The sequence below is a fragment of the Nocardiopsis metallicus genome (genome assembly GCF_014201115.1).
Classification (GTDB): domain Bacteria; phylum Actinomycetota; class Actinomycetes; order Streptosporangiales; family Streptosporangiaceae; genus Nocardiopsis; species Nocardiopsis metallicus.
Map to the genome: position 1 here is coordinate 2,473,614 of NZ_JACHDO010000001.1, position 12,035 is coordinate 2,485,648.

Below are 12,035 nucleotides of genomic sequence, written 5' to 3' on the forward strand. Positions count from 1 at the left end.
AGTCGTCAGGAGCGCGGGTCGAAGGCGTCGCGCAGTCCGTCGCCGAAGAGGTTGAAGGCCAGCACGGTGATGAAGATGGCCAGGCCCGGGATGATCACGAAGTGCGGCGAGGTGGTGTAGAAGCGCAGCGCGTTCTCCAACATGCCGCCCCAGGTGGCCATGGGCGGGTTGATCCCCACGCCCAGGAAGCTCAGCGCCGCCTCGAAGAGGATGTTCGTGGGGATGAGCAGGGTGGAGTAGACCAGGATGGGGGTGACCAGGTTGGGCAGGATCTCGCGGAAGACGATGTGGGTGCTGCCCGCGCCGAGGCTGCGCGCGGCCTCGACGAACTCGCGCTCCTTGAGGGTGAGGGTCTGCCCGCGCACGATGCGCCCGATGTAGGGCCAGTTGAAGAAGCCGATGATGAACACCAGGACGCCGATGCGCAGGTTGTTCCCGGCCAGGCCGAAGGCGCCGTCGGGGATGACGCCGACCAGGGCGATCGCGAAGAGCAGCAGCGGGAAGGCCAGGAAGATGTCCATGGTCCGGCTGATGACCACGTCCACCCAGCCGCCGAAGTAACCGGCGAGGATGCCCAGGACGGTGCCGATGACCACGCACACCACGGTGGCGACGGTGGCCACGAGCAGTGAGGTCCGGGCGCCGTAGACGATACGGCTGAACAGGTCGCGGCCGTTGACCGGCTCCACGCCCAGCAGGTGTTGCGCGCTGATACCGCCCCACGGGTCCAGGCCCTGGGCCGGGTCGTCGGGATCGCGCAGGACCCCTCCGGTGAGCGGGTCGACCAGGCCCTGGTTGAACTGGTTCGGCGGGTACCCGAACAGGGCCGTGAGCACGGGCGCGAAGAGCGCGACCAGGATGAGCAGGACGACCACGACGCCGCCGGTCATGCCGACCTTGTCCTTGCGGAAGCGCTGCCAGGCGATCTGGCGCAGGGAACGGCTGGCCGCGCCCTTGGCCCCCGCTACGACCGCTTCTGGCTCGGCGTGCTGGGACGACTCAGGCACGTCCATCGGCGCGGTCATGTACCACTGCCTCCTGCTATCTCTGAGCGCATCTCCATCACTACGCAGAGTTTGCACGAGTGGCGTGGGGGTTTCCAGCTTCCGCGCCGACGACCGGAGTCCCGCTTCGCACGGCGGGAGAAGCGGGCACTCCGGGCGGTTCCTGCCTCAGTGGACCGCTCAAGGAAATCCGCCGCGCAGCCGGGACGAGAAGGGCCTGACCGCCAGGACGGTCGCCGGCGCACACGTCGAGGCCTTCCCTGGCTCCTCGCTCCGGGCGGCAGGGGCCAGGGAAGGCCAGCAATGGTTCACCATGGCACAGCGAACCAGGCCGGGGCTGACGAAAATCCGGAATGAGAAACCATAATGAAATGAGCAGGCGGGCTCTTCCCGAGAAAAGCCCGCCCCACCCTGGCAGGCCATTCTCAGCCAGGGAACTTCTGCGGCCCCTAAGTCGTCATGCAGTTACCGCCGGTTCTGGTCAGGTTGGAGGAGGCGGTCCACTCCCCGGGCCTGATCATTCGGAAACCGTTGGTCTGCGACTGGGTCGCGAAGAACTCGTTGTTCCGGTAGACGTGCCGCACCAAGCTGTGGCTGGTACCCGCGCCGGAACGGACGTTGGCCACGTTCACGGTCACTCGGTACGGACAGAAGACGCTCTGTGCCGCCGCGTCCTGCTGCTGGGCCTGGGCGGGGACCGCCGTCAGCAAGGCGCCGCCGAACACAGCGGCCGCAGCCAGGGCCAGGGGCGCGGCGACTCGGGACACACGTCCGTTTTTCTTGGCTCGCAAGGGATATTCCTCCGGTCATTCGGCTTCGGGAGCAAATCGTCCGAGGACGGATGTCAGCGAAAGTTTATTCTTTAACTTTCATCTGGATCCATAGTGACGATAACCAAGAAGGACTCCATCAACACCCCTCGGGCCACATTCGGCCATCGGCACCGGCCACATGCGGACAGAACCCGCACATCTTCCGAAAAGACCTTCATCCTTTTCGCCTGACGGTTCTCCTCGCGCGCGGAAGGCGCCCCGGACACACAGAAAGGGCGCGTGCCACGTCCGTCTGACACACGCCCCGAAGTCCGGTCAGCGGCCGCGCAGGTCCCGGTAGTGCCGGACGAGTGCGGCGGTGGAGGGGTCCAGGTCGGGGACCTCGGTGCCCTCGGTCAGGGCGGGCTCGACCCGCTTGGCCAGGACCTTGCCGAGCTGCACGCCCCACTGGTCGAAGGAGTTGATGTTCCACACCGCGCCCTGCACGAACACCTTGTGCTCGTAGAGGGCGACGAGCTGGCCGAGCACCGACGGGTCGAGCTGGCCCGCCAGGATCGTGGTGGTGGGCCGGTTGCCCGGGAACGTGCGGTGCGGGACCAGGTCGGCGGGCACCCCCTCGGCGGCCACCTCGGCGGAGGTGCGGCCGAAGGCCAGGGCCTGCCCCTGGGCGAAGAGGTTGGCCATCAGCAGGTCGTGCTGGGGCACCAGCCCCTCGGGCAGGTCCGGGGCGGGTCGGGCGAAACCGATGAGGTCGGCGGGCACGAACCGGGTGCCCTGGTGCAGCAGCTGGAAGTAGGCGTGCTGGCCGTTGGTGCCGGGGGTGCCCCACACCACCGGGCCGGTCTGCCAGTTGACCGGGCGGCCGTCGCGCTGGACGGACTTGCCGTTGGACTCCATGTCGAGCTGCTGGAGGTAGGCGGTGAACTTCGACATGTAGTGGCTGTAGGGCAGTACCGCGTGGGACTGGGCGTCGAAGAAGCCGCCGTACCAGACGCCGAGCAGGCCCAGCAGGAACGGCAGGTTGCGTTCGGCGGGCGCGGTGGCGAAGTGGGTGTCCATGAGGTGGAAGCCGGCGAGCATCTCCCGGAACCGCTCCGGCCCCAGGGCCACCATGAGGGACAGCCCGATCGCCGAGTCGTAGGAGTAGCGGCCGCCCACCCAGTCCCAGAACTCGAACATGTTGGCGGTGTCGATGCCGAACTTCGCGACCTCGTCGGCGTTGGTGGAGACAGCCACGAAGTGTTTGGCGATGGCGTCGGAGCCCGCCTCCTCCCCCAGCCCGGACAGGAGCCAGTCCCGGGCCGCCTCGGCGTTGGTGACGGTCTCGATCGTGGTGAAGGTCTTGGAGGCGACCACGAACAGCGTGCGCCCGGGGTCGGCGTCCACCAGGGCCTCGTGCAGGTCGGTGCCGTCGACGTTGGAGACGAAGCGGAACTCCAGCCCCCGGTCGGTGTGCGGGCGCAGCGCCTCGTAGGCCATGGCGGGGCCCAGGTCGGAGCCGCCGATCCCGATGTTGACCACCCGGGTCACCGGTTTGCCGGTGTGGCCCAGCCAGGTGCGGGCGCGTACGCGCTCGGCGAAGGCGGCCATCCGCTCCAGGACCCGGTGCACCTCGGGCACCACGTCGTGGCCGTTCTCCCTGATCACGGCGGAGCGCGGGGCGCGCAGGGCGGTGTGCAGGACGGCGCGGTCCTCGGTGAGGTTGATGTGGTCGCCGCGCAGCATGGCGTCGCGCAGGGTGGCCACCCCGGTGGCGTCGGCCAGCTCGGCGAGCAGGCGCAGGGTCTCGTCGGTGACGAGGTTCTTCGAGTAGTCGACGTGCAGTCCTCCGACACCGAGCGTGTACCGGTCGGCCCGCGCGGGGTCGTCGGCGAACAGGCCCCGCAGGTGGGTGGCGCCGAACCGGTCACGGTGCTCGGACAGCCGGGCCCACTCCTCGCGGCGGTCCAGGGGGATGCCGGACCGGCTTCCGACGTCCTCGGTTCGAGGGAGGGGTGTACTCGCAGACATCCGGTCGCTCCTCGTCGTCCATGGTCGGTCGGCGCGGCGCCGGAGTGCTCGGTCCGAACGCCGCGTCCGCCGTGTGCGGCTGAGTCTCTACCCTCCCATGAAAGCCGCCAACCATGGGCTCTTCCGTGCGGGTCAGAGCATCAGGGAGCGTGCTCAGCGCTGCCTTGGCGCTCTCCGCGCAGGGAGGCGACCTCCTCGCGCAGGGCGCGGAGTTCGGCGAGGATCTGTTCCTGGCCGTTACCCCCTCCGGGCCCGTACCCCGGTTCGGCCCCCGCACCCGGCCCGGTCCCTCCCTCTGCCTCGCTGTCCGTGTCCTTCTCCAGGGCCTCCACCGCGACCGCAACGAACAGGTTCAGCGCGACGAAGGTGGAGACGAGGACGAAGGTGACGAAGAAGATCCACGCGAGCGGCTGGTGCTCCATCACGTCCTTGGCGATGGCGGACCAGCTGTCGGCCGTGGAGATCTGGAAGAGCGTGAACAGCGAGGTGGGCAGGTCTCCGAAGTGCTCCGGAGAGACGTCCTGGAAGAGTTTGGTGGCCATCACGCCGGAGACGTAGAGCAGCAGGACCACCAGGAAGAGGATGGCGGCCATTCCGGGCAGGGCCCGGAACAGCCCCGCCACGACGTGCCGCAGGGTCGGTATCACCGAGAGCAGCCGCAGGACCCGCAGGACGCGCAGGACGCGGAGCACCGCGAAGGGGCCGGAGGAGGGCATCAGGGCCAGTCCCACGATCACCATGTCGAACCAGCTCCACGGGTCTCGCAGGAAGGCTCCCCGATGCGCGTAGGCCCTCAGGGACAGCTCGACCACGAAGAGCGTCAGGATCACCATGTCGGTCCCGTGCAGCAGGTCGCCGTGTTCGGCCATGAGCCGGGGCGACGTCTCGATCCCCAGAATCACAGCGTTGACGAGGATGAGGGTGACGACACTGCCCTGGAACCAGGAAGAGTCGACGAGCTTGCGGACCCGTTCGCGCACGGTCACGGTGGGAGGGACTCCGTTCGTTGTGTCGGATAACAGCGCAAAAGCCTATCGCCGGGAATCGCACCCCGTTTCGCACTCGTCGCCCCGGGTGTCTTCCCTACTGGCGCCTACTGCCCCGACCAGGCATGATCGAGATAAGGAAACCGAGGCGAGGGGGCCGCCGGTGACGGAATCCGCAGGTTTCGACAGAGACGCCGAGGACATCGACGACGTGGACGCCGAGCTGGACGTGGGCGCCCCGGACCAGGACACCGCCGTGGCGGAGTACCTGGAGGAGCGTCCCGAGGACTACCGGATCGAGGAGATCGAGGACCGGGAGGCACTCGGTATAGACGCCGAGCTCCGTCAGGAGGTTCCCGAGCAGGCACCCGAGTCCGACGGGGAAGCCGTCCCCGGGCCCGGACGCGAAGAGCTGGCCCGGCTGCTCAGGGCGGAGGAGTACGCCGAGCGGATCAACCGGCGGCTCGAAGGCTGAGCCAGCGCTCCACGCGCAGGACGTGCGCGGCCGCGGCCGCGCGGGCCGCTTCGGGGTCACGGGCCAGGAGGGCCTCGTGGATGCGCCGGTGGTCCTCGTGCAGGGTCTCGACCAGCCCGGCCTCGCCGTGGCCGGCCCAGACCCGTTCGTTGAAGGTGCGCGAGGACAGTCCGGCGTGGATGGCCGAGAGGGTGGAGTTACCCGCACAGGCCACGATCGCCTGGTGGAAACCGAGGTCGGCAGCACCGTGCTCGGCGGGTGCGCAGGCGGGGAAGTCCTCCTCCATACGATCGAGGAGTGCGCCGATCCGGGCCAGGTCGTCGGGGGTGGCACGGGCGGCGGCGATGGCCGTGGCGGCGGGTTCGATCATCCGGCGGACCTGGAGGACCTCCAGCAGGGTCTCGTCGCGGGAGACCTCGGCCAGCACGGAGAAGGCCTCCAGGAGGTCGGCGGGGCGCAGCGCGGTGACGTAGACGCCCGCGCCGTGCCGGGCCTCCAGAACGCCGAGGGTGGTCAGGGAGCGGATCGCCTCGCGCACGGTCCCGCGGGAGACCCCGAGCCGGGCGGAGAGTTCGCGTTCGGTGGGCAGACGCTGCTCTGGTCCTACCTCTCCGTCGGAGATCATCGCCTTGATCTGCTCGACGGTCCGCTGGGCGACCGGGGTCCGCACGCCGTCAACCACCCTCTCCTCCAAAGCCTGGACTGATCACACCGGGATTCTACCGGCTCCTTCCACTCATGCCCCCTTGCCTCCTTCTCGATGATCATGCAAAAGTGGTCGGACCACTTGATCCCGGCTGGGCCCCGTTGGGCTGGGCGCAGACCGGCCGGGTCGCGAAGGAGGCCCATGCGGATCGCGCTGTTCATCACCTGTGTCAACGACACGCTCTTCCCCGACACCGGACGGGCGGTGGTGCGCCTCCTGGAACGGCTCGGGCACGAGGTGGTCTTTCCCCCCGACCAGACCTGCTGCGGGCAGATGCACTACAACACCGGCTACCGGCGCCCCGCGGCCAAGCTCGCGGTGCGCTTCGCCAAGACCTTCGGCAACGCCGACGCGGTCGTGGTCCCCTCGGCGTCCTGTGCCGCGATGGTCCGCGACAACTACCCCAAGCTGGGCGGGAGCGGGAGCAGGCTCTCCCGAAAGATGGCCGACCTGGGCCCGCGCGTGTACGACCTCACCGAGTTCCTCGTGGACGTACTGGAGGTGACCGACGTGGGCGCCTACTTCCCGCACAAGGTCGTCTACCACCCCACCTGCCACGGCCTCCGGTTCCTCGGCCTGGGCGACCGCCCCTACCGACTGCTGCGCGCGGTCCGCGGCCTGGAGCTGCTCGAACTTCCCGGGGCCGCCGAGTGCTGCGGGTTCGGCGGCACGTTCTCGGTCAAGAACGCGGACGTCTCCGCGGCGATGGGCTTCGACAAGGCCCGGCACGCGGTCGGAACCGGCGCCGAGGTCCTGTGCGCGGTGGACAACTCCTGCCTGATGCACATCGGCGGCACCCTGTCCCGTCAGCGCTCCGGCATGCGCATCGCGCACATCGCCGAGATCCTGGCCAGTACCGAGAAGGAGTACGCGCACGCATGAGCGCCACGTTCCTGGGCCTTCCGCCCTTTCCCGAGGCCGCCCGCGCGGCGGTCGGCGACTCCCGCACCCGGCAGAACCTGCACAAGGCCACCCGCACCATCCGCGGCAAACGCGACGCGGTCGTCGGTGAACTGGGCGAGGACTGGCAGCGGCTACGTTCGGAGGGCGAGCGGGTCAAGACGCACACCCTGCGCCACCTGGACCACTATCTGGAGCAGCTGGAGGAGTCGGTCCAGCGGGCGGGGGGCACCGTCCACTGGGCGGCCGACGCCGCCGAGGCCAACGCGATCGTCACCCGCCTGGTGCACGAGACCGGCGAGCGCGAGGTGGTCAAGGTCAAGTCGATGGCCACCCAGGAGATCGAGCTGAACAACGCGCTGGAAGCGGCCGGGATCACCGCCTACGAGACCGACCTGGCCGAGCTGATCGTGCAGCTGGGCGAGGATCTGCCCTCCCACATCCTGGTGCCCGCCATCCACCTGGGACGCGCGCAGATCAGGGAGGTCTTCCTGAGGCAGATGGCCGAGTGGGGGGTGCCCGCCCCGCCCGGGCTCACCGACGACCCCAGGGCACTGGCCGAGGCCGCCCGCGTCCACCTGCGCGAACTGTTCCTGCGCGCCAAGGTGGCGGTCTCGGGCGCCAACTTCGCGGTGGCCGACTCCGGGACGCTGGTGGTGCTGGAGTCCGAGGGCAACGGACGCATGTGCCTGACCCTGCCCGAAACGCTGATCTCGGTGGTGGGCATCGAGAAGATCGTGCCCGCGTGGTCCGACCTCGAGGTGTTCATGCAGCTACTGCCCCGCTCCTCCACGGGCGAGCGGATGAACCCCTACACCTCCACCTGGACCGGGGTGACCCCGGGCGACGGCCCGCAGAACTTCCACCTGGTGCTGCTCGACAACGGGCGCACCGACGTGCTCGCCGACACCGTGGGACGCCAGGCGCTGCGCTGCATCCGCTGCTCGGCCTGCCTGAACATCTGCCCGGTCTACGAGCGCACCGGCGGCCACGCCTACGGTTCGGTCTACCCGGGTCCGATCGGCGCGATCCTCACCCCGCAGCTCCAGGGGATGTCCTCGGAGACGGACAAGGCGCTGCCGTACGCGTCCTCGCTCTGCGGGGCCTGCTACGACGTCTGCCCGGTGGCCATCGACATCCCCGAGGTCCTGGTGCACCTGCGCGAGCAGGTGGCACGGGGTCCGGGGCACACGGGCGAGAAGGCCGTGATGGCCGGGGCCGACGCGGTGTTCGGCTCGGCCAGGGCACTGGACGCGGTGCAGCGCGCGGCCGGAGCGGTGGGCGGGAACCTGCCGCGGCACCTGCCGGGCATGGCCGGGAAGTGGACGGACACCCGAGACCTCCCGGACGTGCCCGGGCAGTCGTTCCGGCAGTGGTGGAACAAGCGCGACCAGCGGGAGGGGGAAGGGCGTTGAGCGGAGTGAACAAGGTCGGCGCGGGCGGATCACGGGAAAGGGTGCTGGCCCGGGTGCGGGAGGCGCTGGCGGACGTGCCCGCCGACGAACCGGTGGAGCGCGCGCTGGAGCGCGACTACGCCGACAGCCACGCCGAGGGCCCCACCATGGACGTGCTGGTGGACCGGTTGCTGGACTACAAGGCGCTGGTGGAGCGGGTTTCGGCGGCCGAGCTGCCGGGGCGGATCGCGGCCGCGCTGGAGCGGCGCGGGGCGGAGCGGGTGGCGGTCCCCGAAGGGGTTCCCGAGGAGTGGTTCGCCTCGGTGTCCGCGCGGCGGATCGTCGACGCCCCGGGGGCTCCGCTGTCGGTGGCCGAGCTGGACGGCTGCGACGGGGTGGTGACCGGGTGCGCGGTGGCGATCGCCGAGAGCGGCACCATCGTGCTGGACGCCGGCCCGGACCAGGGCCGCCGGGCGGTCACCCTGGTCCCCGACTACCACCTGTGCGTGGTGCGCGCCGAGCAGGTGGTGGACGGGGTGCCCCAGGCCGTGCGGCTGCTGGCCCCCGAGCGCCCGCTCACGTGGATCAGCGGACCCTCGGCCACCAGTGACATCGAGCTCAACCGGGTGGAGGGCGTGCACGGGCCGCGCACGTTGGAGGTACTCGTCGTGGAGTCCGCCGACTGACGGCGGGCCAAGCGGAGTGAGCCCGCGGGTGGGGCGGGTCCGGGTGGGGCCTGCCCCACCGCGCGGGTTCCGGTCTGCGCTCAGCGGGGTCTACGGTACGCACCCTCGTGCGGACCGGGCCCCGCTTCCTAGCGTTTGCGGGGAACGCAGAGAGTCCACGGCAGAAAGGTTCCCCGATGCGCTACCCCACGCGTCCCGTTCCCCCGGTGCCGACCTCGGCCCTGGCCCTGGCCACGGCGGCGATCACCGTCGTGACCGGCAGCGCGGTCGCGGCCCAACCCGCCGACGCGGTCGAGACCACGGCCGCTCCCCCGGCGTCGCTGCCCGAGCCCACCGGCCCCTCCCCCGTGGGCACCACCGACCTGCACCTGGTGGACACCGGCCGAGAGGACATCTGGTTCGGCGGCGACCGGGAGCTCGTGGTGACGCTCTGGTACCCGGCCCGGACCGACGCCGGGCGTACGGCGCCCTACCTGACCGAGGCCGAGTCCGAGGCGGTCCTGGCCCAGGAGGGGTACGGCCACCTGCCCGCCGACACCCTGACCCGGGTGCGCACCAACGCCGTCGCCGACGTGCCTCCGCTGCGCACCGACGGTGGCCTGCCGCTGGTGGTGTTCTCCCCCGGCGCGGGAATGTCCAGGACCTGGACGTCCGCGTTCGCCGAGGAGCTGGCCAGCCACGGCTTCGCGGTGGCCGGGGTCGACCACCGCCACGAGGCCGCGGCGGTGGAGTTCCCCGACGGGCTCGTGGAGCGGTGCGGGGCCTGCGAAACCCAGCGGTGGGAGGAGGGCGCCGTCAACCGGGCCGACGACGTCACCTTCCTCCTGGACGAACTGGAGCGGGGTGGGACCTGGCGGTGGTCCGACCTCCTCGACACCGGACGGGCCGGGATGGCCGGGCACTCCTGGGGCGGGTCCGCGACCGCGCAGACCCTGCTCACCGAGGACCGCGTACACGCCGGGCTGAATCTGGACGGCCCCTACTACCCGGCGCAGTCCGAAGGCGGGATCGACAAGCCCCTGGCGCTGCTCGCCAACGGCCAGGGACGGCCCTGGGAGGGCTGGGGCGAGCGCTGGGCCGGCCTGACCGGCTGGCGCCAGTGGATCGAGGTCACCGGCTCCGGACACTCCAACGTGCTGGACCGCGGTGTGCTCATGGAGCAGCTCGGGCTGCGGGACACCCTCGGCTCGGAGCAGTGGCGGGCACAGTTCGGCGACCTCCCGGTCGAGCGTGGCCTGGACCTGGTGCGCGCCTACGCCACCGCCTACTTCGACCACCACCTGCGCGGCGGTGAGCAGCCGCTCCTGGACGACCCGGAGAGCGTCCACCCCGAGCTGGTCGTGGTGGATCCCGGGACGCGGTGACGCTTGCGGGGTCAGCCCCTGGGGCGCCAGGTGTGCAGGAGCTGTTCCAGCGGGTCGGGGGTGTGCGTCTCCTCGGCGAAGGGTGCCTGGTAGCGCGCCCCGGCCCCTCGGGGCGCGGCCCGGCGCGGCCTGGGTTTGGCGGTCCGCGCGGGAGCGGCCGGTGCGGGCGTCTCGTTCTTGGCCGCGCCGTCCTCGGGCTGGCCACCCCTGGGCAGCGGCGCCTGGTAACGGGCGCCCTGACCGGCGGGTTTGCGCTTCCTGCGGCGGACCCAGCGCGTGACCACGGGTTCGGGCCTGGACTCCTCGGGCCGCTCCCCCCGCTGGTCGCGCTCCCCGGTCGGGGTGAACCACACCGGCAGCTCCTCCAGGCCGTGCACGCTCAGCGAGGCGCGCCAGCGCAGTTCGGCGGACTCGACCGCCATCACCATGCCGCGCATCCGGTCCACGACGGTGTCGATGGCGGTGCGCACCAGCTCCCGGGTGAAGGCGGTGGCCGGGCAGCGGTGGGCCCCGGCGCCCCAGGACAGGTGGGAGCGGTTTCCGGCCAGGGCCATGGCGTCGTCGGCAACCCGGGACACCGAGGGGTCGGTGTGCGCGGAGGCGAACCCGAAGAGCAGCGGATCGCCCTGACGGATCCGGGCCCCGGCGAACCCGATGTCCATGGTCGAGTAGCGCCCGGCGAGCATGCGGATCGGGGAGTCCGTCCACATGACGTAGTCGACGAAGTCCTCCGGGGTGAGCGTGCCGCCCAGGTAGGCGGTCCACACGTTCGGGTCTTCGAGCAGCTTGAGCAGGGCGTTGCCGATGAGGTGGGTGGTGGGCTCGTGCCCGGTCTCCCACAGCAGGGACAGCGCCTCCACCGCCTCGTCGTCGGTGAGGCCGTGCGGGTGCTCCAGGATCAGGCTGGTGATGTCCTGCCCAGGATCGGCGCGTTTACGGGCGACCAACCCCTCGAAGTAGGAGCGCACGGCCAGGGCGGCGGGTTCGGCCCGGGCCGGGTCACCGCTCCACAGCCGGGCGGTGAGGTCGGCCAGCAGGTGCCCGTAGGAGTCGGGAAGGCCGAAGAGCTCGTTGAGGATGAGCGCGGGCAGCGGGGCGGCGTAGTCACCGATGAGGTCGGCCGAGCCCGCCGACTCGACCAGGCCGATCAGGTGCACCGCCGCGCGCTCCACCGCCGGGACCAGCTGCGGGGTTCCGACCGAGGCCAGCGCGTCCACGATGGGCACGCGCAGCCGCTGGTGTTCGTCTCCGTCGCGGTTGAGCGCCCCGCTGCGGGCGGGCGGAACCCCGCTGGGGCTCCAGGGGCGCGGGTCGGCGGAGAAGTAGGTCTGGTCCCGCAGGACCTGGAGGTTCTCCTTGTATCCGAGCAGCAGCCAGCCGGGCACCCCGGGGGCGATCTCCACCGGGACCAGCCCGCCGTACTGCGAGCGCAGCTGCTCCCAGGGCAGTTCCGCGGCGGACGCCTCCCCCCGGTCCGGCCCCCGGTGCAGGGGCAGCGCCCCCTCCCCGGTGAAGGGACAGCGCGCGGCTCCCCCCGACCCGCCGAAAGCGGTGCCCTCCGACCCGCCGGTGGCGGCGTCGCTGCCGCCGGTGGACCCGGTTCCCTGGCTCATGGAGACTCCGTAAGTTGGTAGGTGGCCCGGTTGGGGCGACGCTATGTCCCCGATGTTTCCGGAGTGCTTCCGCGAGGAAAGGCGCACCTTTCGGTGTCGGGCACCGGGTTCCACCACAGGCGAA

At 70.9% G+C, this 12,035-nt stretch carries 11 protein-coding genes; 5 read left to right on the forward strand and 6 right to left on the reverse strand.

Annotation, left to right across the window (positions count from 1 at the left end; genetic code table 11):
• Positions 1-5: 5 nt before the first annotated feature.
• The 4 genes from HNR07_RS10555 to HNR07_RS10570 form a co-directional block, all read right to left on the reverse strand.
• Positions 6-1,025, reverse strand: a complete 1,020-nt coding sequence (locus HNR07_RS10555) for an ABC transporter permease (protein ID WP_184364640.1) — start codon at positions 1,023-1,025, stop codon at positions 6-8.
• Between the two features lie 428 nt (positions 1,026-1,453).
• The gene (locus HNR07_RS10560) at positions 1,454-1,771 is read right to left on the reverse strand and encodes an SH3 domain-containing protein (RefSeq protein WP_184364642.1); all 318 of its coding nucleotides are present in this window, start codon (positions 1,769-1,771) and stop codon (positions 1,454-1,456) included.
• A gap of 321 nt (positions 1,772-2,092) precedes the next feature.
• Positions 2,093-3,787 (reverse strand): glucose-6-phosphate isomerase, encoded by a 1,695-nt coding sequence (pgi, locus tag HNR07_RS10565; RefSeq protein WP_184364644.1) that lies wholly within the window; start codon positions 3,785-3,787, stop codon positions 2,093-2,095.
• 140 nt (positions 3,788-3,927) lie between these two features.
• Positions 3,928-4,773, reverse strand: a complete 846-nt coding sequence (locus tag HNR07_RS10570) for an ion transporter (RefSeq protein WP_184364647.1) — start codon at positions 4,771-4,773, stop codon at positions 3,928-3,930.
• 163 nt (positions 4,774-4,936) lie between these two features.
• Between HNR07_RS10570 and HNR07_RS10575 the strand changes: the two genes are divergently transcribed.
• A complete protein-coding gene (locus tag HNR07_RS10575; RefSeq protein ID WP_184364649.1) occupies positions 4,937-5,248 on the forward strand; it encodes a hypothetical protein in 312 nt (103 codons plus the stop codon).
• Here HNR07_RS10575 and HNR07_RS10580 read toward each other — a convergent pair.
• Positions 5,226-5,930 carry a FadR/GntR family transcriptional regulator gene (locus HNR07_RS10580; RefSeq protein ID WP_184364651.1) on the reverse strand — a complete coding sequence of 235 codons (705 nt, stop codon included), beginning with the start codon at positions 5,928-5,930 and terminating at the stop codon, positions 5,226-5,228. The two genes, HNR07_RS10575 and HNR07_RS10580, sit on opposite strands and share 23 nt — an antisense overlap.
• Positions 5,931-6,095: 165 nt before the next feature.
• Between HNR07_RS10580 and HNR07_RS10585 the strand changes: the two genes are divergently transcribed.
• From HNR07_RS10585 to HNR07_RS10600, 4 genes are all read left to right on the forward strand, one after another.
• Positions 6,096-6,836, forward strand: coding sequence for a (Fe-S)-binding protein (locus tag HNR07_RS10585; RefSeq protein WP_184364653.1), 741 nt, complete (start codon positions 6,096-6,098; stop codon positions 6,834-6,836).
• Positions 6,833-8,269, forward strand: a complete 1,437-nt coding sequence (locus tag HNR07_RS10590) for a lactate utilization protein B (protein WP_184364655.1) — start codon at positions 6,833-6,835, stop codon at positions 8,267-8,269. Before HNR07_RS10585 ends, HNR07_RS10590 begins: the two co-directional genes overlap by 4 nt.
• A complete protein-coding gene (locus HNR07_RS10595; RefSeq protein WP_221318777.1) occupies positions 8,266-8,934 on the forward strand; it encodes a LutC/YkgG family protein in 669 nt (222 codons plus the stop codon). Before HNR07_RS10590 ends, HNR07_RS10595 begins: the two co-directional genes overlap by 4 nt.
• A 176-nt stretch (positions 8,935-9,110) precedes the next feature.
• Positions 9,111-10,298: an alpha/beta hydrolase family protein gene (locus HNR07_RS10600; protein WP_184364657.1), complete on the forward strand. Its 1,188-nt coding sequence runs from the start codon at positions 9,111-9,113 to the stop codon at positions 10,296-10,298.
• 11 nt (positions 10,299-10,309) lie between these two features.
• Here the strand turns inward: HNR07_RS10600 and HNR07_RS10605 are convergent, their stop codons facing one another.
• Positions 10,310-11,911 (reverse strand): cytochrome P450, encoded by a 1,602-nt coding sequence (locus HNR07_RS10605; RefSeq protein WP_184364659.1) that lies wholly within the window; start codon positions 11,909-11,911, stop codon positions 10,310-10,312.
• Between the last annotated feature and the right edge of the window lie 124 nt (positions 11,912-12,035).